This is a genomic window from Amycolatopsis rhabdoformis (assembly GCF_035918295.1).
GTDB classification, from domain to species: domain Bacteria; phylum Actinomycetota; class Actinomycetes; order Mycobacteriales; family Pseudonocardiaceae; genus Amycolatopsis; species Amycolatopsis rhabdoformis.
Genome location: NZ_CP142149.1, coordinates 1,930,743 through 1,952,673 on the forward strand (window position 1 = coordinate 1,930,743; position 21,931 = coordinate 1,952,673).

Below are 21,931 nucleotides of genomic sequence, written 5' to 3' on the forward strand. Positions count from 1 at the left end.
TATCGTGTGAGCATGAGCAGGTGGGCGCCGGATGCGCGTGAGCGACTCGAGGACGCCGCGCTCGAGCTGTTCTCCGCTCAGGGATACGAGAACACGACAGTGGCGCAGATCGCCGAGCGTGCCGGCCTGAATCGCGCCACCTTCTTCCGGCACTTCGCCGACAAACGCGAGATCCTCTTCGGGCAAGAGGACGAGCTCACCATCCTCTTGTCCGACGCGATCCGCTCCGCACCGGCGGAAGCCGACGTGCCCGCTTGTCTCCTGGCCGCCTTGCACGCGGCGGACGCGAGGATGACCGCCGATCAGCGCCCCAGGGCCGTTCAGCGGCGCCGGATCGCCGACGCGAACCTGGACGTGCAGGAGCGGGGCCTGCTGAAGATCGCACGGACCACTGCAGCGGCGGCCGGCGCACTCACCGACCGCGGCGTCGATGAGCTGACCGCGCGCCTCGCCGCCGAGATGCTGATCCTGGCGTTCAGCGTCGGCCTCCACGAATGGATCCACGCCGGCGATCACGCGGACCCGTTCTCGGCACACGCCGCGACAGCCCTCGAAGCGATCCGCGACCGCGCCGGACTGCTTCGAGACTCGACCACCGCGAAAACCTGAACCTGCTCCGGGATGCAGCCTCAGACCAGTTGGCGGGACTCGTGCAATGTCAGCTGTGCGGCCGCCAGCTGGACTCGCACCGGGTGAACGGCCGCCCCACCTCGCCACGCTCGGAGAGCGACCATCGGTTGCTCACCATTTCAACGCCAAAGACGTCAGGTCAGTCAGGCAGCACAACCCGATTCCTCTACTTCGCCGGATGTCATTCAATCGGATCCGACGGTGCTTCCAGCCAGGCGGCCCCAAGGCCTGTCAATCGCCACCGCGGACCTGTGCCACGCGGTTCGGAATCGTCCTCTTGGATAAGGTCTTGAGCCGCAAACCTGCGTAAATCACCCAGGATGCCGGTCTCGACATGCGCGCCACGCCTTCCTGGCTCAAGGTCGATCGTGCGCGTGTCCCACCGACCGCCTCCGTCACGGACCACTTCCAGGGCAAGGCGCGTAGGAACGACGTTCATCTTTGCCACTTTACGCTGGAATGACAGGGATCGGTTGGTGCTCCAGCTCGCGCCAATCCCTGGTCCTTAAGTGCCGGCGTTTGCGGATAATCCCAAAGCTCGTATGAATCAACGTCCGGTTGGCCAGTCGGTGGGTTTTCGATGTCGCCGGAATTCCCAGGGCGTCATCCATGTTTCCGACAAAAATAGCGTTAATTCGATATCGGAGACGAGTTTTTGTTATTTCCACGAGGGCGATCAGTCGAAAAGGAGCTGATAACTCGTCGCGGTCGCCTTGTTCAGGCCCGCCACGCTTCGCCGCTTCGGCGATTGGGCCGGGCTGATGTCGCACCTGCCGCTGGCCTACTGCGTCCAAGATGGAGCCGCCGACGGGGGCATCCCGTGGGACTGGCCCAACCTGGCGTGCCTGTTCATGGCGGGGCAGTACCGCGTACACGCTCAGCACCGAGATGGCCGACATCTGCCGCGAGGGCAAGCGCCGCGGCCTCGCGGGAGTCGAACGGCACGTCGGGAACCGTCACCCAGAGCAGGTTCGGGTGCCAGTCCGGCAGTGGCGTGGGGGGCGAAGGCGTGGGCCGGGCACCGCGTGCAGCTGCTGCCCGGCCGGTCGCGGGATCAGCACGTGCGGGGTCCTCGCACTCGGTGAAGATCAGCGGACCCGTGGCCTCGGTGAGGGCGTGCAGCGCAAAGCCCAGGAAGCGAACGGCGGCGATGAGTTCGCTGCGGGCTGTGGCCCGGCGTCCACCAATTAGCTCACAGATTGCCCGGTCAACCCCTCGATTACCCGGTGCGGCTGGCAACTTTCCCGATCGGCTCTGAACGCGGGGGACCGGCTCGTCCTTCGGGGGCGAGGGCCGGTGGCCGCGGCCTGGATAACGTCGTGGGCAACGCCCGGCAGAAGGGATCGGCGCCATGGCCCACTGGATCCCCGGCCTGCAGCAGGTGCGAACCTACCGGCGCCGATGGCTGGCCAAGGACCTCGTGGCCGGTGTCGTCCTCACGACGCTGCTGGTGCCGCAGGGCATGGCCTACGCGGAGCTCGCCGGGCTGCCGGCGATCACCGGGCTGTACACGTCCATCCTGTGCCTGCTGGGCTACGCGGTCTTCGGGCCCTCGCGGATCCTCGTGCTGGGACCGGATTCCTCACTGGGGCCGATGATCGCCGCGACCATCCTGCCGCTCGTGGCCGCGGACGGGGACCCGGCGCGAGCCGTCGCGCTCGCGTCGATGCTGGCGATCATGGTCGCGGTGATCATGTCCGTCGCCACCGTCGCGAAGCTCGGTTTCATCGCCGACCTCATCTCGAAGCCCACGATGATCGGGTACCTGAACGGACTGGCCTTGACCATCGTGGTGAGCCAGCTGCCCAAACTGTGCGGGTTCAGCGTCGACGCGGAAGGGCTCATCGCCGAGATCGGCGCCGTGGTGGCAGGCATCGCCGGTGGCGAGGTGGTCGGCGCCGCCGCCGCCGTCGGGGTCTGCGGCGTCGTGGTGATCCTCGTGCTGCGACGCTGGGTGCGGAAGGTGCCCGCGGTGCTGGTCGTCGTCGTGCTCGCGATCGCCGCGGTACCGCTGTTCGACCTGGGCGCCCGCGGCGTGGAGCTGGTCGGTGTCCTGCCCGCCGGCTTCCCGCCGTTGACGCTCCCGCACGTGGGCCTCGCCGATCTCGCGCCGTTGTTCGCCGGAGCCGCGGGCATCGCGGTGGTGTCGCTGGCGGACACGATCTCGACCGCCTCGGCCTTCGCCGCGCGCACCGGGCAGGAGGTCGACGGCAACAAGGAGATGGCCGGCATCGGCGTGGCGAACCTGGCGGCCGGACTGTTCCAGGGTTTTCCCGTCAGCACCAGTGGTTCGCGGACCGCGGTCGCCCAGCAGGCGGGAGCTCGGACCCAGCTGACCGGGGTCGTCGGCGCCGTGCTGATCACCGTGATGATCGTGGTGGTGCCGGGCCTGTTCCGGAACCTGCCCCAACCCGTGCTGGCGGCGATCGTGATCACCGCCGCGCTGTCGTTGGCCGACGTGCCCGGGACGGTGCGGCTCTGGCGGCAGCGCAAGACCGAGTTCCTGCTGTTGATCGCCGCGCTGGCCGGAGTCGCGCTGCTCGGGGTGCTGCCGGGGATCGCGATCGCGGTCGTCCTGTCGATCCTGAACGTGTTCCGGCACTCGTGGCTGCCGTACCACACGATCCTCGGGAAGGTCCCGGGCCTGCCGGGCTTCCACGACGTCCGGTCCTACCCGCGGGCACAACGCCTGCCGGGATTGGTGATCTTCCGGTTCGACGCGCCGCTGATGTTCGCCAACGCCAAGACCTTCCGCGACGAGGTCCGCCGGCTGGCGACGGCCGACCCCGCTCCCCGGTGGATCGTCGTGGCCGCCGAGCCGGTGACCGATGTGGACACCACCGCCGCCGACATGCTGCGTGATCTCGACGACGAGCTCAACGCGCGCGACACCCACCTGGTGCTGGCCGAACTGAAGGACCCGGTGCGGCGCAAGATCGACCGCTACGAGCTCACCCGCACCCTCGACCCGGCTCATTTCTACCCGACCATCGGTGCTGCCGTTGCCGCGTTCAGGGAGCAGACGAGCGTCGACTGGGTCCCCTTCCCCCGGAGGAACCAGAACGAGGTTCCGCACGAGGACGATGACGCACCGGATGCGCGGGTTCATTCCGCCGGGCGGACGAACCGGCTCGGATCGCCGGCTGCTCGCGCTCCGCTGTCGAGCCATCGGGTGAAACCCTGGCGGTCGCGCCGTTCCAGCTCGTCGAGGTATTCCTGTCTGGCGACGATGACGGTGTACCGCGAGTCTTCGTCGCGGACGTGCTCCAGTTCGACGTAACTGCGCCGCCACGCCAGGCAGAGCTCTTCGACCGACAGCGAGCTGACCGACACCGGCCGGACCGAATCGTGCTTCCGGACGGCCGGAAGCGGGGCGGGCCGCCGCGGTGGGTGAGGCCGGTCGGGCCGGGCGAGGACCTTCGGCCCCGACCAGAGGCCGGCGAGCACCACGGCGGCGGTGGTGATGAGGGCCAGAGCCGCTCCGGCGACGACCGCGGTGGTCGCGGCGACCAGTCCGACGACCGCGGTGACGACGGCGACCGCCACGACTGCGCGCGGGCCGGGGTGACGAGAACCGAACCGACGTTCCAACCAGGCGTCGTTGGCGCAGACCCGGAAGAACAAGCCCAAGGCCAGCGCCGAAGACGCCACGGCGACCAGGGCCAGAGTCGGGACGAGCGTGACGCCGAGCGTGCAGATCACGCTCGTGCAACTCACTGTCGACCACCACACCACGCGAGCGAACACGGTCCACCTCGGCTGTCAGGCGAAGCTTCGGGAGCCCGCTGGGCTTCCGACGGCGTGCTGTCCATCGTGTGCAGTGCGGGGGGTGATCGGACCACCCCTTGAAGGCGAGTCCACGGGGTCGAGCCGATCCGGACTCCGGCAGACCTCGAGACCCCACGCGCGACAGACCTGACCCGACGTGTTCGCCTCACCCGGATCGGACGAGTACGCCGGCCTCCGGATGTGCTTGCGTGGCGGCAATCGCCCTGGGACATGCGTTCGGTGCTCGGAGGTAGTGGTGACCGGAGAGACGTCGGTTCGGATCGCTCCTGGCCGGCTCTGGGCCGGCGGTGGCTCGACGGCGCTGGTCGCGGCCCTCGCCGCCATCGTGGTGGTCCTGGTCGCGCACGGACTGTTCGACGTGCCCGTTCTGGCCCCGTTCGGGGAGGGGGCGTGGGGTGGGATCGGCACGGTGGCGTACGCCGTGAGTGCCGCCATCGCCGCACTCGCCGCGACAGGGCTGCTTCACCTGCTGCTGATCACCACGCCGCGGGGGAGATCGTTCTTCATCTCGATCATGCTGCTCGTCACCGCCATTGCCGTGGTCGTTCCGCTCGGCCTCGACGCGGATCGTGGCGCCCGCTTCGCGACGGCCGCGGGGAACCTGCTCATCGGTGTCGTGATCACCGGCACGTTGTCCAGCGTCGCGCGCGCGTCGGTGAGGGTGAGCCGGCCACTGCGCTGACCCGGCGGCTCCTGCCGCGCGGACTGTCGGTTCACCTGATCCGGGTGAAGCCGGCCACGGGCTGTCGTCCGAATGCTGCTGCGGTGGGGAAGTTCGGCCGAGAGCAGGTGCCGATGCGGGGCGGCGGTGGTCAGCCGCGCGTCGTGCACGCGGCTGACCTGCGCATCGAAGCGTGGGCGCCGACGTGGGAGGCCTGTCTGGCGGAAGTCGTGCGCGCGCTGGTGGAGAGGTTCGGCCGCGCGCGGCTGCCCCGCGCTCGCACGGCGTGGTCGTTCGAGGTCGGCGGCCCGACGGACGATTCGGTCCTGGTCGCGCTGCTCGAGAAGGTCATCACCATGATGCGGACGCGGTACCTGATCCCGGTCACCGCGGAGGGGGTTGTCGTGGACGGCTCGACGGTGCGGCTGCGCTGCCAGATGGCCGAGCTCGGCGGCGTCATCCTGATCGGAGCGCTGCCGAAGGGCGTGTCCCACCGGGAGGTCCGGTGCGAGCACACCGAACGCGGCTGGTGGTGCTCGGCCCGCATCGACCTCTGAGCCGCGCACCCGCAACGCTCGCCGGCACGGACTCGCTGCTGCGGCCGGGATCAGGTCGCGTGGAGGTGCACGAGCACGAAGTTCTTGAGCACGATCATCACGATCCCGAGCAAGGCACCGACACTCGTCAGCGCGAGCAGCGGCCATCCCGCGAGGCGCGCGTCCCGCCCGGCCGACCAGGCGTGCCACACGAGCAGCACGACCGCGCCGACGAGTCCGACGTTGGCCGCGGCCGTGATCGAGGCGCCGGCCAGGCGCGCCAGCAGCGTCACCGCCAGCGGCCCGAACGACGCGCTCACCATCGGCCACGTCGCGGCGAGCTCGGCGCGAATCCGGCGGCGTCCGGGAAGTTTCCCGTCGGCCAGGTGTTCGCCGAGGAGTTCGGCGTACTCCTCGGCGACCCAGTACACGAGCAGCGTGACCACCACCGCGACGGTGAGCGCGGCGGTGGACAGCTGGCTGCCCGCGGCGGTCAGGATCGCGGCGGTCACGATCGCGCCGTAGATACCGGCCGCGCGGCGCCTTCCCCGGCGCCCGGCGGCGTGCGGAGTCGGTCCTTCGTCCTGGCCCGTCACACGGCCAGCAACTTCGACTTGGCCTGCTGGTACTCGTCTTCGGTGAGGTCACCGCTCTTTCGCAGGTCGGCCAGCCGCTCCAGTTCGCCGACCCGACCGGCTCCACGGTCCTGCGGCTGCTCCCGCGCCGCGTCCTGCACGTAGGAGCGGAACGCCTGCTCCTGGCGCTGCGCACGCTCCTGCGCGCGCTCGCCCATGCCACGTCCGCGGGCGACGAGGTACACGAAGATCCCGAGGAACGGCAGGATGCAGACGAAGATCGTCCACCCGGCCTTGCCCCAGCCGTTGAGGTCGTCGTCCCGGAAGATGTCCGCTATCACGCGGAACAGGAGCATGAACCACAAGATCCAGAGGAAGAACCACAACATGGTCCAGAAAAGGTTCAGCAGGGGATAGCTCGACACCGGATGCCTCCGATCGTCACTCCACACGGCGGCACCGATGCCGCCGAAAACCACGCTCGACCGGACATCGCGCCTGGCACACCACCTGGAATGGATGAGGAGTACCGACCGGAAACCGGCCGAAACCTGTTTCGACCAGTGCTCAGGTGTCCGGGGTGGCTCAGCCGTGGTCATCCTGTGGCCGGGTGGCGTCCACGAGCCACACCGCGCCCGGACTCCGCTGGGTTTCGTATGCGGCGAGCCCGGTCCGCAGTTCTTCGCGGATGTGGCCGAGCAGGGCGTGGTCCATTCCTCGGAGGTTGAACCGCGCGGGTCCCTGGCTGAGGATGAGTTCGGCCGCGTCGTGGCCGCCGTCCCTGCGCCCGATGGTGGCGGAGAACAGGCGATCCTGGCTGCGGTGCAGCGCGTAGACGAGCACGGCCACGACCTCCTCCAGGAACGCCGCCCAGCCCTCGACGATCTCCCGGAGCTTCATCAGCTCCATCAGTGTCGATGACGGACACGGCAATTTCTCCTCGGGATTGGTCTTCGACGTCGCCGGAATGCCAGGGCGTCACACCCGCTCCTGACATAGATAAATATGCCCTATTCGAGGGAGTCGTTTTTCCGTGTACGAATGCAGATTCACGCGCAGAAAACCCCGCGTGTTCGAGCCGGAATCGCGTCGTGTGCGCGGGGTCGTGCGCTCGTGTCCGGAGCTGGCCGCCGGCAGCGCGGCGGACTTCGCCTTGCGCGGCCATGATGCGGGACGGAGTCGATGATCGAGTTCGGTGAAGCGGTCCTCGTGGGGACGGAGACGGCATGACGGCGCGCAGGTCGATGACGGCGATGCCCGCGCGTTTCGCCGCGCACGAACTTTCGCCGCCTGTTCGCCACCGACGTCGTGACGAACGGCCTGCCCGTCCGCATTGTCGCGCGGCTGCTCGGCACTCCTCGCTAGAGGCCACGCAGGCCTACGGCGCGGTGTATCCAATTATTTGGCTGTGTGAACAATTGACTACTCGATTGTCTCGGCGCAAGGCGATCTTGGTGATCGCGCATTCGCAGGGAGTGGCGTCGTGCGGCGCCGAGACCGCACGGCGCACCGAGCCGCCGTGCTCCCCAGTCGATTGTTGTCGTCACGGGCCTCGCTGCGTTCAGTCGACGCCTCACACCGACGGGTGTGACCTGGTCGGTTGCGGGCCGCAGGCGTGAGTTCGTGGTTCGAGACCGGGACGGGGCCGGTGCGCCTTGTGGTTCAGGGTTCGTCGTCGCCGAGGCCGGTGTGTTCGAGGTCGAGCAGGCGTTGGATGCGCCGCCGGGTGGTGTCGGTGATGGTGCCGAGGTCGAAGAGCCGGGTGAGTTCGGCGGCTTCGATGTCGAGGATTTCCCGCCGCAGCGTGCGGTAGGTGTCGTGGTGGTTGGTGGCGGTGGGTTCGGTGTCGTCGTCGAGGCGGATCCGGGTGATGCGGGCGCGCCAGCTGGCCTGGAGCTGGTCGAGCACGAAGGCGGGGGCTGATTCGGTTTCGGCGAGGTGTTCGAGGTGGCTCAGGCCGGCTTCGGCGAGTCGCAGCCGGGCGCGGGTCTGTTCCTGCTGGATGTCGGAGGGGTCGAGGGCGATGCCAGATCGCCGGACGAGCGGGGCGAGGGTGAAGCCCTGCACGACGAGGGTGAGCACGATGACCGCGGTGGTCAGCAGGAGGACGAGGTCGCGGGAGGGCAGCTGGGCACCGTCGAGCGCGACGACCGGGAGCGACAGGGCGGCGGCGAGCGGGACGACGCCGCGGGCGCCGGCCCACGAGACGACCGCGGGTACTTGCCAGGAGACGCGTTGCCCACCGCGGCGTTGGCGCAGCGCGGAGAGTGCGAACACCAGCACCAGCCGCACGAGCACGAGTGTCGCGGCGAGGGCGAGTGCTTGGAACAGCCACCAGGGGCTGCTTCCGGCCACGCGCCTCACGAGGGCGGGTAGCTGCAGCCCGATCAGGCCGAAGATGACGCTTTCGAGCAGGAAGACGACGGTTTCGTAAACGGCGCCGACCTGGATCCGGATCCGCGCGGTGGTCAGGCGTTCGGCCTGGGTGCCGAGCAAGACGCTCGCGACGACGACCGCGGTCACGCCGGACCCGCCGACGGATTCGGCGAGCACGTACGCCGCGTACGGGGTGACCAGGGAAACGACCGCTTCCAGGACCGGGTCCTCGGTGCGGCGCCGGATGACGAAGGCACCGGCTGCGATCAGCAGGCCGACGATCAGGCCGCCGCCGCCGGCGAGCAGAGCGAACTCGCCCGCGGTGCGGCCCCAGGACACGGCACCGCCGGCGATGACCATGAAAAGCGCGACGCGGAACAGCAGGAGGCTGGTCGCGTCGTTGAAGAGGCTTTCGGCCTGGATGAGGGCCTGGACCCGGGGCGGCAGCGCGAGCCGGCGCGCCAGCGCGGTGACGGCGACCGGGTCGGTGCTGGCGAGGATCGCGCCGAGCACGAACGCCATGCCGACCGGCATCGGCGTCACAGCCACCGCGACGCCGACGACGGCGGCGGCCGAGAGCAGCACGAGGCCGACCGCGAGGGTCGCAACCGGCCGGGCGACGGCGCGCAGATCGCGCCACGGCAGTTCTTCGCCTGCGGCGAACAGCAGCGGTGGAAGCACGATCAGGCTGATCACGTCGGGCGTGACGGCGATCGTGGGGACCCCGGGCAGCAAGCCCACGACCACTCCGGCGACCACGAGCAAGGACGGCGCGGGCACCCGGAGGCGGTTCGCGAAGGTCGCGACCACGGTCGCGATCACGACCAGGAACAGCACTGTCTCGACCCCGCGCATGATCGGCCTCTCCTCGCCCGTTCTCGTTGCCGACCAGACTTCCCGGCGCATCCGGGCTGAACCCTACGGCAGGTGTGCGGCGCAGGAGTGCGAATTCGGCCGCCGTACGGTGCGGCGGCCTCAACAGGGCGTCAACATCTGGGCACTCGGCGTCAAGGGCGCATGGTAGCCCGGCTGCTCGCGAACCGACGGTGCACACACTGCACGCTGCGCCGGCCTACGCACGGAGAAGAGGGTGAACACGTGAACGGTCTCGAGTATTCGGCGATGCTGATCGGTGGTTTCCTCCTGTTCGCGCTCGCGCTCAGGGGCATCCAGCGTTTGCTGAACATCGGCCACCGGGACCGGACGGCGCGCCGGTCCGCCCGCCGTCGTTGACGGTGGGTCGGGTCCTTCGAGCGGATCGTGGGCAAGCGCGGCGGAACACGCTGTGGATCCGTGGCCGTGATCAGGACCACGACCATGTCGCTCAGGAAATCCACGTCTGGATCGGGCTCAGCCGTTTGATGGGGTGATCCCGAGGAACGGCGCTTGGGCGGCGTGAATGCAGGCGAGGATATCCCGGGCGAGCTCTCCGGGCGGGCGGTGCGCCGCGGCCTCGGTGATCCGCAGGTCGACAACGGCGCCGTCGAGTGCCACCACCACGGAGATCGCGCCATCGTGGCTGCAGTGGCTGATGTGGACGCTCCCGATGCGCTGTCCGAGAATCCGGTCCGTCATCTGGAGATCGGGTTCGGCAGGCATGGTGCTCCCCTCTGCTGTCCGAGTGGTGACCATGGCCGTTGTGGACGGTTATCCGGTGGGGTCGGCACAGCTCATTGACGGCGTCGCGGCACTTCTTCGCGTGTCCCTTACGCCTGAGCGCAGCGCGCAGACGTCCGCGCGTCGAGGTTCCCCTTGTGCAAGGAAACTGCAAGTTCGCCTGTCTTTCCTTGCCTGGGGCTGAGAAATGGGTTTCGCTCTGGAGCATGGGCAAAGGTGGCTTTCGGGTGCACGGGAGGGCTGTGCGTCACGACGACCGGCCGCCTGATCCGGCGCCGGCCTGATCTTCGGCGTCTGGCGACGCGGAACTTGGGCCGGCTGGCGGATCACACCCATCGGCGCCCATGCGCCTCAGAATCCACTGTGGATGGAACATGCCCGAAAATCGTGTCATCATGCTCACCGGAAGCACCGACGGCATCGGCTTCGAAACCGTGCGGCGCCTCGCCACCCCCGGCGCCACCGTGGTCGTGCACGCGCGGAACGACGAGGAGGGCGCAGCAGCCTACCAGCGGCTCGTCAACTCCGGCGTCGACTCACGTCGGCTGCAGCCCGCGATCGCCGACTTCGCCGATCTGCGTCAGGTTGCCGATCTCGCTGCCGCGGTCGCTGACACGTACCCGCAACTCGACGTCCTGGTCAACAACGCCGGCATCGGCGGTACCAACCACCGGACCGTCACCAAGGACGGCCACGAGCAGACCTTCCAGGTCAACTACCTCGCCCCCTACCTGCTGACCCGGCTACTCGTCAACACGCTCGCCGCGTCGCCCGTCGGCCGCGTGGTGAACGTGAGCTCGTCGCTGCACCGCGGCGGCCGGATCAACTGGACCGATCCGAGTTGGAAGCGCCGTTACAACCGTGGGGCTGCCTACGCGCAGTCGAAGCTCGCGCTCACCATGTTCACTGCCGCCCTCACGGAACTGGAGCCCAAGATCCACGAAGCCATCAGCGTGCACCCCGGCATCATCGCCACCGGCATGCTTCCGCACTACAGCTACCGCGGGCGCCCGGTCAGCGAGGGCGCCGAGGTTCTCGCCCGCCTCGCCGACCCGGACGCGAAGGTCCTCAACGGCTGCTTCTACGACGGCCGCCTTCCCGCCAGGGCGGCCTCGGCCGCGGTGGAACCCGAAGCTGTCGGCAAGCTCTGGCGGGTGAGCGAGCGCCTCACCCTCCTCGACCAGCGCCGGACTGACCGCGCGTGAACCTCGTGGTGTTCTCAGCTGGCCCGCGGATTCAGGGGTTCCTGCCTGAGGCGACCGGTTCCGGCGTTGTTCGCCCGGCGCCGTCGAGGCGGAAGCGCATGCGGCACACGACGGCGTCGGAGCGGCGGCGCAGGGCGCGGGCAAGGACGGCACCGCGGCGGTTTTGCAGGAACCGTTGCCAGGGGTGGTCCGGTTCGACCTCGGCGATGAGGACGAAGACGTGGCAGCCCTTGTTCTTGCGCAGGTGCTCGACGAGCGGCTGACCGAGGCGGCGGCGTTCGTCGTGCAGTTGCACGAGTGTGACGCCGGGGTGCCAGCGTTCCCAGGCTTCGACGAACTCTTCGTCGACGTGCTCGTCGCCGGGATGGGTGACGTGGACGGCTTCGACGCGGTCACCGAGTGACAGTGCGGCGGCGAGCGCGTCGCGGGTCAGACGGGACACCGTGTGCACCGGCACGATCACGAGCGACCGGTTCGGGCGGGGCGGTGGCGGGGTCCGGCCCAGCTCGAGGCGCTCCCCGATGCGGCGGTAGCTGCGGTGGACCCAGTCCATCGCCGCGACGAGCGCCGGCAGCGCGACGACGATGAGCCAGCCGCCTTCGCTGAACTTCGTCGCGGCGACGACGATAGCGGCGGCTCCCGTGAGCAGGGCACCCAAGCCGTTGAGGGCGGTTTTGCCGGGCCAACCCCGTGGCCGGTCGCGCAGCCAGTGCCGCACCATACCGACCTGCGAGAGCGTGAAGCCGACGAACACGCCGATCGCGAACAGTGGGACCAAGGTGTTCATGTCGCCGTTCGCGACGACGAGCAGCAGTGCGGACGTGACTGCGAGAAACCCCACGCCGTAGCGGTACACGCGGCGTTCGTCGCGCAGCGCGAAGACGTGGGGCAGGTTGTTGTGCTTCGCGAGCAGCTGAGCCAGTACCGGTAGCCCGCCGAAGGAGGTGTTGGCGGCGAGCGCGAGGAGGAGCACGGTGGAGAACTGCACGACGTAAAATCCGAACCCGCTTCCGAGCGACGCGTTGGTGACCTGCGAGAGAACGGTGACGCCGTCGACCGGGCGGATCGAGAACTTCCCGATCAGCACGGCGATCCCCACCAGCATCACCGCGAGCAGGCCGCCCAGCGCGAGTTCTGCGCGCTGAGCGCGCCGCACGCGCGGCTTGCGAAACGACGGCACGGCGTTGGCAATGGCCTCGACACCGGTCAGCGCGGCGCAGCCGTTGGCGAAAGCCTTGAGCAGCAACAGGATTCCCACCGTCTGCAGGGTCACGCCGGAGCCGGACGTCGGCGCGGTCGCAGCCGGGCCGTTGCGGAACATCCCCACGACCACCACCGTCAGGATCGACCCGACATAGACCGCGGTGGGCACGATGAAGACCCGCGCGCTGTCGGCGATACCGCGCAGGTTCACACCCGTGACCAGTGCCAGCGCGCCGAGGCACAGCCACAGCGTGGAGGGCAGCAGGGCTGGGAACGCCGAGGTCAGCGCCGCGACGCCGGCGGCGACGGACACCGCCACGTTGAGCACGTAGTCGACGATCAGCGAAGCCGCCGCGACCAGCGACGCCCGCCGCCCGAGGTGGGCGCGGCTGACCCCGTAGGCCCCGCCGCCGTCCGGGAACGCGGCGATCACCTGCCGGTAGGACAGCGTCAGGACACCGAGCAGCAGCGCGATCGCGAGCGTCACCGGCAGGGTGAAACCCAGCCCGGTCCCGCCGGCCGCGGCGAGCACGATCACGATCGCCTCGGGCCCGTAGGCCACCGACGCCATCGCGTCGAGCGACAACGCGGCCAGACCGCCGACGACGGACAGCCGGTGCCGCTCGGCCCGGTCCGTGCCCCGACGGGCCTCGGGATGTGAAAGCGTAGTAGTCACGGCGCAACACTGCGGTTCGACCGCTTCCGGATCCGCAGCCATTGACGGATTTCTGACGACGATCCCGGTGGCGCGAACGAGAAGCTGATGCGCGACGGGCGTAAAGACTTCTTGATACCGGCCCTGGTGTGATTCGCGGTTGTGATCAAGAACCTGGGTGCCGCGGCGCAACACCCTCACCTGGGGAGTGCTCATGCGTGCTTTTCGGGCCGTGACCACGGGTTTGCTCGCGGCCTGCGGTCCGGTGGAGCCGAACCGGGGCACCGGATGGTTCTGATGCGGAGTGGGGCACCTGGTCGTGCTGGGCCGCATCGGCACACGGTTTCGGCTCCGCGGTGGCGAGGCGGTAGCCGGGATTGCGGGGACTACCTCCGGCGCTGACAGGAATCGGCGTGACCAGGGCGCCGTTGTCGAGGGGTGGGTTGAGATGGGCGCCCTGCGTCGGACGTGCCGAGCCGTGAGCGCTGGCCGGCAGGGTGCGTGGTGGTCACGAGGTGCGGCTGCGGGCGTGCCGCGCGAGGGCGGCGACGAAGGCTGTCGCGGGCGTGTCCGGGGGCAGGCGGTCGACGTCGATGTCCGTGGCCGGGGTCCGGCTTGCCCTCAGCAGTGCCAGCGGCCACAGGCGGACCGTTCCGTCCTTGCCGCCGGTGATCAGGGTTGATCCGTCGGGGGTGATCGCCAGTTCGCGGACCGGGCCGCGGTGGCCGCGCAAGACCCCGGCGGGTTCGCCGCCCGGGAGGTGCCAGAGGCGGACCGTGCCGCGTTGTTCGCCGCCGGCCAGGAGGCCGCCGTCCGGGGAGACGGCCAAGGACCACAAATGGCTCTCGGCGAGCAGCACCCGGACCTCGCCCGGCCTTTCCAGGATGGGTGACACGCGGGCGGTCATACCGCTGTCCGCGCTGATCACCGCCTTGCCATCCGGGGTGGTCACCAGTGCCGTGACCACGCCCCCATGCGACGACGACAGCGTTCCGGCCGGTGTTCCGGCGGGCAGCTCCCAAAGCCGGACGGTGCGGTGGTCGTCCCCGGTCGCCAGGAGCTTGCCGTCCGGTGAGACGGTCACGGACCACACGCCGCCTTCGTGGCCGGTCAGCGGCTTGGCGGGGGCGCCGTCCGGAAGCTTCCAGACGCAGACCTTGGTGTCCGAGCTGCCGCCGATCAGCAGGCGGCCGTCCGGGCTTACGGTCAGGCTGGCGGTGCCGAACCCGGCGCCGGAGATGGGGCCGATCTGTTCGCGCGAGGGCAGCCGCCACAGCCACACGGGCCCGCGGTGCTCGCCCGTGGCCAGCAGGCTTCCGTCCGGGGTCACCGCGAGGCTCCACAGCCCCGGGCCCGCGTCCAGCGTGCCGGCCGGCGTGCCCGAGGGCAGCTGCCACAGCCGCACCCCACCGTCGTAGTCGCCGCTCACCAGCAGGGCGCTGTCGGCGGTGACGGCGAGCCCGGTCACCCAGGCCGGGTGTTGGGTCAGCACCACCGGCGCGAGCGCGAGCGCGCCCGTCTCGGCGTCGACCGCGCATTCGCGGGCCAACGGGCCGAGTTCGGCCAGCGCGCGGCGCGCGCGATCACCGCTGGGCTGCCAGCCGGCGTTCGCCAGCGCGGTCACGATCCGCAGGCCGTGCACCGGGGTCGCGTGCGGGAGTAGGTCCCATAACGACGGCCAGCGCTCGGCGGAGGCGAGGACCTCGACGGCGGCCTGCCACTCCGGATCGATCATGCGGTGGGGCTCGCGAGTGGCAACGAGGGCCCAGTCGACGCGGTGGCCGGCGCGAGCGCGTTCGGCGAGCAGGATCCGCAACCGGTCACCGGCCAGGTCGTGCAGGGTCCTCAGCTCGTCCCCGCCGGGGTCGTACTCGTCGTACCGGTCGAACTTCCCCGCCAAGAAGTGGACGAGGGCGCGGGCGCCCGGCTCCGGCAGGTCGTTCACCGAGGCCGCGGCCAGGGTGGTCAGCCGCGGGCTGCCGGTTTCGACGAGAGCTTCGCTCAGCGCCTCCGCGGCAACGACGCCGGCGCCCGGCGCGAAGGCGCGTTCGGCGATCGCCGCCGTCCTGCGGTCCGTGCCCGCGGCCAAGGCCATCGCGAGAGTGCGCAGTGCGGCCGGCGAGCCGAAGGACGCGAGGCTGAGCGCGGTCTTGCGCCGTCGACGGGCCGGGGTAAGCGGGTCCGTGAAGTCGGCGATCAGCGCGGCTTCGAGGTCCATCCCGATCACCCCCTCTGCCACCATACGGCCTGAGTCGTCCCGAGGCCGGGGCAATCCGGATGCAAGCCCGTCGGGGAGCCGGTGCCTGGCGCGGCGTCGCAACGTTGCGGGGTGTCTTGGCATAGTCCGGTCAACAGTTCTTATCTGAACTGGTGCAGGCCGCTTCCAGCCAGCGAGAACATCAACTTCTGTCACGTGCGCGGCCAGCTCGTCTGCGCGGCGTAGGAACGCAGCAAGGCCGTCGGCTGCGCGACGGAGTCCACGAGACCAGCGCCAGCGTCGCCGCGAGCGTGTGGATGAGCAGTACGAGGAACGGGGTCGCGAGCCAGGACGGCCCGCCGTAGTGGTGCTGCAGCCGTTGAGGCACCGGGCTGAGCACGGTTACGATCACGACGGGCAGGAACAGCGGGTCGGTCAGCCGCGCCCGCCGTTCCTAGCGGTCACCAACACAATCGAGGCCGCGCCGACCAGCAGCACGAGAGCGGCGGCATCGCGGGAACGAGCAGCTTCCGCGCCGGCGTCCGCTTGCGGCGCGTTCGGGCAGTTCGGAAGAGCCGGCCTGAGCCCCTTTTCCGGGGAAGAACGATGTCTTATCCGCCTTCGTCGTCCCTCGTGATCGTCGAGATCGCCGTGCGTACGGTCGGAAAGACCATGTCGCCGCGGCGCAGTACGTCGCGCACCTGGCCGGCGTCGCGGGCCAGAACGAGCCCGGGCCGACAACCGTTGGCACGCCGGCGATCGTGGCGTACGCCAGCGCCTCCGGGACGAGAACGGCCCACACCGTGAGTCCCGCGACGACGTCGCCACGCAGCCAACTCGTGCGGTAGCCACGCAGCGACGAGAACAGCCAGGACATCGCCTTACCCCGCGCGGATCTGGCCGACGCCGGACCAGATCCCCGTCACCGGAACCAGCTCCGGCCGGAATGGACAGTGGTGTTCGCCATCTTCCGACTCCTGTCCTTCGGCCGGCGATGCGTGCTCCAGCCGTGTCCGTGTGGTCAAGGGGTGACGATGGCGAACCCGGGGTCCGGCGAGTCGAGCACCTCGAACATCCGGGTGAGCACATCCGCGGGTCCGTCGATGGTGGTGCTCTCGGATTCGGCCAGCGTGTCGGGTGTGGCGGCGCCGGAGCACAACGCGAGCAGTGCGGCACGGCTGAGGCGAATCCGTGCGTCGGCTTGTTCGCGACCGGTTCCCGAGCCGTGGATGAGTGCGCCGCGGGACAGCCTTGACCAGTAGGCGCTTTCGGTGTCGCCGGTGGTGACGGTCCAATCGATACCGATCCGGAGCGCTGCGGCGCGTGGTCCGTCCACGCGGATCGCGACGCTGTCGAAGATCTGGTCGAGCGTGAGCTGGGCGAGGATGTCCGGGGAGGCGGTCACGGTCGGCGTGCCGGTGGTCCCGCCCCGGAGTTCGAACGCCCCGGTCAGGTAGAAGTTGCGCCAGGTCCCGTTTTCGGCGCCGTTGCTGAACGTGGTCATCCCCGGCAGCACCGGCGGCCCACAGCGCGGAATGGCGATGAGGGCTACAGTCGGCGAGGACGCCGGCGGTGGCGAGGGCCTCGACGACTGGCCGGTCGAGCTGCACACGCACGGTCAGGTTCCTGATCGAGGCATAGGGGCCGCCGGTATCGCGTTCCGCGACGATCTTCTCGGTGGAATCCTCGCCGACCTTGCGGATTCCGGCCTGTCCGAGCCGGATTGCCACCCTGCCCTCGGAGTCCTCCCTGGATTCCAGGGTCGACTGGGGCAGAGAGGTTGAGCGCGGGTTCGAGGGTGGTGACGCCGTCGGGAAGCGGACGCGCGTGCTACCCCTTTTCTTCACCGCCCGGCGGCGGATGTGGGGGCGCACCGAGCCGCTCTGGATCGGGGCCGGCCGGGTCACCGCGTCCTCGACGACCAGATCGTGGAACCGCCGAGGCCGCAAGCGCGACAGGGTGCCGAGTTGCGCACCGGATTCGCCCTGGCACAGGCCGACAACGTCGGTCTCGCACAACATGTCGGGGACGGCCGCGTCGGCGAGGTCGAGGTCGCGCAGTCCGATGTGGACGGCGTTGTGGGCCGCGACAAACTCATGGAATGCGATCGTGGTCGGCGACGGCATGCGGTGCTGGTTCGGCAACCAGTTCTCGCTTATCGCGCCGAGGTTCGCTGCCTACGGCGTCGATCTGTGGGTGCCGGAGTTGGGCGCGAAGTACGACCCGCGGAACCTGTCGCAGAAGATGTTGATGAGCGTGCTCGCCGGCATGAGCGAATCGCAGCGCCAACACGTCCAGGCACGCGTGCGCGCGGCGATGGATGCCCAGGTGATCAACGAAGGACGTCACCAAGGCGGCCGGGCGCCGTACGGGTACAAGGTCGTTGACGGCGGGCCGCATCCGAATCCGCGTAAGGCAGCGGAAGGATTTCGGTTGCGTGTGCTGGCGATCGACGAAGAGACGGCCGACGTCGTGCGCCGGATCTTCGCCGAATATCTGGACGGCAACGGCGACCGGGCGATCGCGAACCTGTTGAACGTGGAGGGGATTCCGTGTCCGTCGGAGCGCCGGCCGGAGCAGAATCGGCATCGCCGTGCGGACGGTTGGCAAGGTAGCTCTGTGCGAGCGATCCTGGACAACCCGCGATACACCGGGTTCGCGATCTTCGGACGCTGGACCAAGCATGAAACGCTGCTGGACCCTGATGACGTGGCCGCGGGGCATGTGGTGCGCTTCCGACGCTCCGACCCGGATCGCGTCGTTCGGTCACGAGTGCCGGCCCACCCGGAGATCATCTCCGTGGAGACCTTCACCCAGGCACAGCTTCTGCGGCGTTCGAAGTCCGCGGGCGGGCTCGCGACCGCGCGCAAGGCGGAGCGGGGCGGGCGGACAACCGCGCGTTCGTACCTGCTTCGGGGTCTCGTTCGCTGCGGAGTCTGCGGCCGGAAGATGCAAGGCGCGACAATCAGGAAGGGCGCCTACTACCGCTGCACCTCTCGGACCATGGCGCCCGGCTCGCTGAAACTGGCGGATCACCCGACGACGGTCAACCTCCGTGAATCGGTTGTGGTCGAAGCAATCAACGGGTGGATCCGCGAGCTGTTCCACCGGGACAACGTCGACAAGACAGCAGCGGCATTGCTCGGGTCGAACGGCAGCGGAGCGGGCGGCAACTTCGAAGCTGCGCGCAACCGGCTGGCGGACGCCGAGGCACGGCTCAAGCGCTATCAGGCCGCCATTTCCGCCGGCGTCGACCCGACGGCACTGGTCGACCCGATCAACCAAGCCCAAGCAGAGTGCGCGGCGGCGCGGGCGCAGATCGACACCGTTCCGGCAGAGTCGAACGTGACGGTTGCCGAGATCTACGCGAGGATTGACGGTCTCGGCGACGTCTCCGGGACGCTGGCCGACGCGACGACGGCTGGCCTGAGCCGCCTGTACCGAGCGCTGAACCTGGAGTTACGCTACGAACCAAAAGAGCTGGCCGTCTATGCGACGACCAGCCCCGGTGTAGATAGTGCGTGTGTCCGAGGGGCGACTTGCACACTAACCACACGCTTGCCGCTGTCTCGTTGACTACCTGCCAATGCCGGCATTGGCAGGTAGCGTCGCGTCTGTGGCAAGGGTCTTCTTGCAGAGGGTCGGGAAACTAGGTTGGCGAGCAACGGCATCACCGGTGACTCCATCGCTGGCGGTACCAAGTGGCCGGTGAGGAAGATGCTGTCTTCCATGGCCGACCGGATCAGTTCGAGGGCGCTGCATCGGCGCTCAACCCGGCATTGGCGTTCTGCCTGAGTGTCGACGCGGTCCGGACGGCGCGTTGTCTTGGCGCGCGATGTCGGTGGACGGCATTCTCGCCCGCGACGTCGCCGACGTTCGAGTGGCCGCCGCAGCGCTCGGTCACCTCCCGGAGAGCCCGCTGCCAGCCCGGTGGCGTGTCGGAGTCTGCTCCGACAATGCCCTCGCATCGATAGATCCGCGGGTCCGGGCGGCGGTAAGGGCAGCGGCAGACGCATTGGAACGAGCTGGCCACGAATTGGTCGAGATCGGCTGCCAGGCCCGAGACGACATCACCACCGCCTACTTCACCGCGAGGGCCGCGCACGTGGCCAGGATGCCGGTCCCAGCCGGGCGGGAGAACGACCTGCACGAAGTCACCAAGCTGTTGCGCCGCCGCGGCGCCGCCATCACACCCGCAGAGTTGTCCGAAGAGCTCGCCCGGCTGAGCGCCGCCCGGACCCGCTCCGCGAGCGGACGAGTCGACGTCGAGCTCAGCCCGGTCTGCGCTCGCCCGCAGCTGGCGATCGGTGAGCTGCGTCGACCCGACCCGGCGGCCGCGCTCGCCGCGCAAGCCGAGTTCGCACCGTTCACCATCCCGGCTAACGTCGAAGGCAGGCCGAGCGTCGCCGTTCCGGTCTGGGTGCCCGATCTCCCCGAGTCCCCGGCCGCAGTCCTGCTAACCGCACGCCGCGGGTACGATCGGTCACTCTTAGCGCTCGCAGCTGACGTCGAGCGCGCTGTAGGCGGCTTCCGACGCCCTGAGCGCTCGTCGCCCGTCGCCACCGCGAGGAGTACCGGTCAATGACCGCAACGTCCGTCCAGGCGGAGAAAGCCGCACTGCCTGGGGTCTTCCACGTCTGGCTCGGCGGCGCGCTGGTGTCGCAGCTCGGCGACGCGGCGTTGTACTTCGCGCTCGGTTGGGCGGCCTCGGCCCACGGTGGGCTCGCGGCGGCCTGGGTTCTGTCGGCGGTCGCGCTGCCCAGGACAGTCCTGCTCCTGCTCGGGGGTGCGGTCGGTGACCGGCTCGGCGCCCGGCAGGTCATGATCGTCGGTGACGCGGTGATGCTCGTCGTCGCGGTCGCGCTGGCAGTGGTGTCGGGAGCGGTCGGGACTCCGCTGGTGATGCTGGTGATCGCGGCTCTGGTGGTCGGTACAAACGACGCGTTCTACCTGCCCTCGGCGGGCTCCATGCCGCGCCGGCTGGTCGAACCCAAGCTGCTTCCCCGCGCGGTTGCACTACGCCAGAGTGGTACCCAGCTCGTCGGCATGATCGGCCCCCCTCTCGGCGGAGCATTAGTCGCTTTCGCCGGACTGTCTGCTGCGGCGTGGATCGACGCGACGACATTCGCTGTCGTCCTGGTCGTGCTCATGATGGTGCGTCCACGGTTCACCCCGCCATCGCCAGGGCAACGCAAGCACATCCTGCGTGAAGTGGGAGAAGGTATCCGGGTTGTGGTCAAGACAGCCGGTCTGGGGCCAGTGCTGCTCCTGGTCGCGGGCGCCGCGGGATTTGTCTTGCCGTTCACCTCACTGCTGATCCCGTTGCTCGCCCGGGGCCACGGATGGAGCTCTGCCGGGGCCGGGTTCGTCGTCGGAGCCCAAAGCGTCGGCACGATCGTGGCTGCGCTGATCATCAGCCGCCGGGGCATTCTCGCCCGCCCTGGCATGGTCGCCGCCTGCGCGCTGGCCATGGTCGCCGTGGGACAGCTGATCGTCGGCTTCGCACCTTCGATACCAGTAGCCCTCGCCGGCGGGTTGGTGACGGGCACGGCGAGCGGAGTGTTCGTCGGACACCTGAGCCCGTTGCTGCTCAGTGCCGCTCCCGACACACACTTAGCGCGCGTCCAAGCGATCCTCTCGGTTATCCAGAGCGTGACCTTACTGGCGACCAACAACATCATCGGTTCGGTCGCAAATGCGTTCGGCCCCCGAGCGGGGGCCGTGCTTTGCTCCGCGGTGCTCCTGACCTGCGCGGCGACCGGCCTGGCCAGCCGCCCCATCCGCCGGATCTCCCGACCAGCGTAATTGACAGCGCACTCCTCGTAACACGGTCTTCAGTCCGTCGATCGAAGAGCCCAGATTCTCATGCGTTAAGCCCCGCCATCTCGGCACCATCGACGCTGTGGGCTCGCGGAGAACGCGAGAGCCGGTCGCGTCGGTAGGCTCGCCACGGGACCGTTTCGACCGGCGTGTGATCAGGCAACACAGTCCGGCACGTGCGAGCCCGAGTGGTCGGAACGCGACGGCAGATGGCGGCATAGGTCGACACCGCAGGTGTCCGGAGTCCCAGGAAAACGACCGTCTTCGGCATCACTCGGCACCGTCCGACAGGTCAGGCCGCGACTCTTAACCAGCGGGTTCGGGGTTCGAGTCCCTGATGGCGCACAGTCGAAAAGCAAAGCCCACCAACAGTTTCTCTGAATTTCAGGGTCGCTGTCGGTGGGCTTTGTCGATCTGTGAGCCCAAGGTGGGACCGCTGTCAGAACTGCCACTGGGTCGGCCGCAGCGAACGAGGCGCGGACCGTGCCTCTCCGCTCGACACCGCCTCTGGCGGCCGTAGCTAATGCCTGATCTACAGAGCAAGGTCCTGAGCAAGCCACCCCCTGAGCCGCATTACGGCCACACCACCGCCCGGCTCGCGAGCTCGGCGACTTCCCCGGCGCGCCCTGCCGACTCTTCAAATGGCACTGTCAACCGGCGCGGACCA

General features: G+C 69.1%; 18 protein-coding genes and 1 pseudogene. 9 read left to right on the top strand and 10 right to left on the bottom strand.

The window, feature by feature from the left end:
* Positions 1-12 precede the first annotated feature (12 nt).
* The 4 genes from VSH64_RS09035 to VSH64_RS09050 all read left to right on the top strand — a co-directional run bounded on the left by VSH64_RS09035 (position 13) and on the right by VSH64_RS09050 (position 5,637).
* The gene (locus VSH64_RS09035) at positions 13-609 is read left to right on the top strand and encodes a TetR/AcrR family transcriptional regulator (protein ID WP_326835060.1); all 597 of its coding nucleotides are present in this window, start codon (positions 13-15) and stop codon (positions 607-609) included.
* A gap of 1,372 nt (positions 610-1,981) precedes the next feature.
* Positions 1,982-3,910, top strand: a complete 1,929-nt coding sequence (locus VSH64_RS09040) for a SulP family inorganic anion transporter (protein WP_326835061.1) — start codon at positions 1,982-1,984, stop codon at positions 3,908-3,910.
* A 744-nt stretch (positions 3,911-4,654) separates the two neighbouring features.
* Positions 4,655-5,101 carry a DUF6069 family protein gene (locus VSH64_RS09045; protein WP_326835062.1) on the top strand — a complete coding sequence of 149 codons (447 nt, stop codon included), beginning with the start codon at positions 4,655-4,657 and terminating at the stop codon, positions 5,099-5,101.
* 83 nt (positions 5,102-5,184) lie between these two features.
* A complete protein-coding gene (locus VSH64_RS09050) occupies positions 5,185-5,637 on the top strand; it encodes an archease (protein WP_326835063.1) in 453 nt (150 codons plus the stop codon).
* A 50-nt stretch (positions 5,638-5,687) separates the two neighbouring features.
* On the opposite strand, the gene VSH64_RS09055 is transcribed toward VSH64_RS09050, so the two are convergent.
* The 4 genes from VSH64_RS09055 to VSH64_RS09070 all read right to left on the bottom strand — a co-directional run bounded on the left by VSH64_RS09055 (position 5,688) and on the right by VSH64_RS09070 (position 9,422).
* A complete protein-coding gene (locus tag VSH64_RS09055; protein ID WP_326835064.1) occupies positions 5,688-6,212 on the bottom strand; it encodes a hypothetical protein in 525 nt (174 codons plus the stop codon).
* Positions 6,209-6,616 carry an SHOCT domain-containing protein gene (locus tag VSH64_RS09060; RefSeq protein ID WP_326835065.1) on the bottom strand — a complete coding sequence of 136 codons (408 nt, stop codon included), beginning with the start codon at positions 6,614-6,616 and terminating at the stop codon, positions 6,209-6,211. Before VSH64_RS09060 ends, VSH64_RS09055 begins: the two co-directional genes overlap by 4 nt.
* 160 nt (positions 6,617-6,776) lie before the next feature.
* Complete coding sequence (locus VSH64_RS09065; protein WP_326835066.1) at positions 6,777-7,091, bottom strand: hypothetical protein; 315 nt, start codon at positions 7,089-7,091, stop codon at positions 6,777-6,779.
* 762 nt (positions 7,092-7,853) lie between these two features.
* The gene (locus tag VSH64_RS09070; RefSeq protein ID WP_326835067.1) at positions 7,854-9,422 is read right to left on the bottom strand and encodes a Na+/H+ antiporter; all 1,569 of its coding nucleotides are present in this window, start codon (positions 9,420-9,422) and stop codon (positions 7,854-7,856) included.
* A gap of 243 nt (positions 9,423-9,665) precedes the next feature.
* On the opposite strand from VSH64_RS09070, the gene VSH64_RS09075 reads away from it, so the two are divergent.
* Positions 9,666-9,800 (top strand): hypothetical protein, encoded by a 135-nt coding sequence (locus VSH64_RS09075; protein WP_326835068.1) that lies wholly within the window; start codon positions 9,666-9,668, stop codon positions 9,798-9,800.
* A gap of 117 nt (positions 9,801-9,917) precedes the next feature.
* On the opposite strand, the gene VSH64_RS09080 is transcribed toward VSH64_RS09075, so the two are convergent.
* Positions 9,918-10,166, bottom strand: a complete 249-nt coding sequence (locus VSH64_RS09080; protein ID WP_326835069.1) for a hypothetical protein — start codon at positions 10,164-10,166, stop codon at positions 9,918-9,920.
* A 392-nt stretch (positions 10,167-10,558) separates the two neighbouring features.
* Between VSH64_RS09080 and VSH64_RS09085 the strand changes: the two genes are divergently transcribed.
* Positions 10,559-11,389: an SDR family NAD(P)-dependent oxidoreductase gene (locus VSH64_RS09085; RefSeq protein ID WP_326835070.1), complete on the top strand. Its 831-nt coding sequence runs from the start codon at positions 10,559-10,561 to the stop codon at positions 11,387-11,389.
* Between the two features lie 31 nt (positions 11,390-11,420).
* Here VSH64_RS09085 and VSH64_RS09090 read toward each other — a convergent pair whose 3' ends face one another.
* The 5 genes and pseudogenes from VSH64_RS09090 to VSH64_RS09105 all read right to left on the bottom strand — a co-directional run.
* On the bottom strand, positions 11,421-13,463 hold the full coding sequence (locus VSH64_RS09090) for an APC family permease (RefSeq protein WP_326835071.1): 2,043 nt from the start codon (positions 13,461-13,463) through the stop codon (positions 11,421-11,423).
* Positions 13,464-13,755: 292 nt separating this feature from the next.
* Positions 13,756-15,465: a WD40 repeat domain-containing protein gene (locus VSH64_RS09095; RefSeq protein ID WP_326835072.1), complete on the bottom strand. Its 1,710-nt coding sequence runs from the start codon at positions 15,463-15,465 to the stop codon at positions 13,756-13,758.
* A gap of 433 nt (positions 15,466-15,898) precedes the next feature.
* Positions 15,899-16,321 (bottom strand): SulP family inorganic anion transporter, encoded by a 423-nt coding sequence (locus tag VSH64_RS48475; protein ID WP_407655638.1) that lies wholly within the window; start codon positions 16,319-16,321, stop codon positions 15,899-15,901.
* A gap of 144 nt (positions 16,322-16,465) precedes the next feature.
* Complete coding sequence (locus VSH64_RS09100) at positions 16,466-16,948, bottom strand: alkyl sulfatase C-terminal domain-containing protein (protein ID WP_326835073.1); 483 nt, start codon at positions 16,946-16,948, stop codon at positions 16,466-16,468.
* Between the two features lie 40 nt (positions 16,949-16,988).
* Positions 16,989-17,570 (bottom strand): annotated as a pseudogene (locus VSH64_RS09105) (helix-hairpin-helix domain-containing protein); the annotation flags it as partial.
* Between VSH64_RS09105 and VSH64_RS09110 the strand changes: the two are divergent.
* From VSH64_RS09110 to VSH64_RS09120, 3 genes are all read left to right on the top strand, one after another.
* The gene (locus tag VSH64_RS09110; RefSeq protein ID WP_326835074.1) at positions 17,554-19,020 is read left to right on the top strand and encodes a recombinase family protein; all 1,467 of its coding nucleotides are present in this window, start codon (positions 17,554-17,556) and stop codon (positions 19,018-19,020) included. The pseudogene VSH64_RS09105 and the gene VSH64_RS09110 overlap by 17 nt on opposite strands.
* A 259-nt stretch (positions 19,021-19,279) precedes the next feature.
* Positions 19,280-20,029, top strand: a complete 750-nt coding sequence (locus VSH64_RS09115) for an amidase family protein (RefSeq protein WP_326835075.1) — start codon at positions 19,280-19,282, stop codon at positions 20,027-20,029.
* Positions 20,026-21,249 (top strand): MFS transporter, encoded by a 1,224-nt coding sequence (locus VSH64_RS09120; RefSeq protein WP_326835076.1) that lies wholly within the window; start codon positions 20,026-20,028, stop codon positions 21,247-21,249. The genes VSH64_RS09115 and VSH64_RS09120 overlap by 4 nt, the downstream gene beginning before the upstream one ends.
* Positions 21,250-21,931: the final 682 nt, after the last annotated feature.